Here is a 525-nt window from a genome sequence, read left to right as displayed (position 1 = left end):
CGTCAGTGCACCTGTGCTTGGCTACTTCTATTTTAATCCCATTGAAATCACTGGAGAAGCCGCTCAAGTCATGTTGGAAAGTGGTTTTGAGCCCATTGTGCCTGTTTCTCTCGATCCTCACTTGCTGCTTAACCAAATTATCGTGGTTCTCATCATCTTATCCTTGTGCCTTGTCTACCCGATGATTCGTCTCCTTCGTTTACCTATCGCCAGTGGGCTGAAAGGGGGCGCGCATGTTGATTAAATTGGCTTGGCGTAATCTTTGGCGAAACAAACTAAGAACGTCCATCATGCTTGGCGCGATGGGGTTTGGGTTGATGGGTGTTGTCGCCATGATCGGATTTATGAATGGATTAGTGGACAGCATGATCAAAAATGCGATTGCTTGGCAAACCAGCCATTTGCAGATTCATCAAAGTGCGTATCTCGTTACTCCTGAACTGAAAGACATCATACCTGACTCGCAAAGCATCGTGACAACGTTAGACAAGCATCAAAGCGTGAAAGCCGTATCGGAGCGGTTTC

Annotated in this window: 1 protein-coding gene and 1 pseudogene; both read left to right on the top strand. The window is 46.7% G+C overall.

Features of this window, described 5'->3' with window-relative positions; genetic code table 11:
- Window positions 1-244 (top strand): annotated as a pseudogene (locus R8N49_RS30200) (ABC transporter permease); the annotation flags it as partial.
- On the top strand, window positions 234-525 hold a 292-nt coding region (locus R8N49_RS30195), incomplete at its 3' end, for an ABC transporter permease (RefSeq protein ID WP_412034945.1). The pseudogene R8N49_RS30200 and the gene R8N49_RS30195, both read left to right, overlap by 11 nt.

This window comes from Vibrio sp. 1978, assembly GCF_033344345.1.
This window is presented reverse-complemented; position numbering and strand designations above follow the sequence as displayed.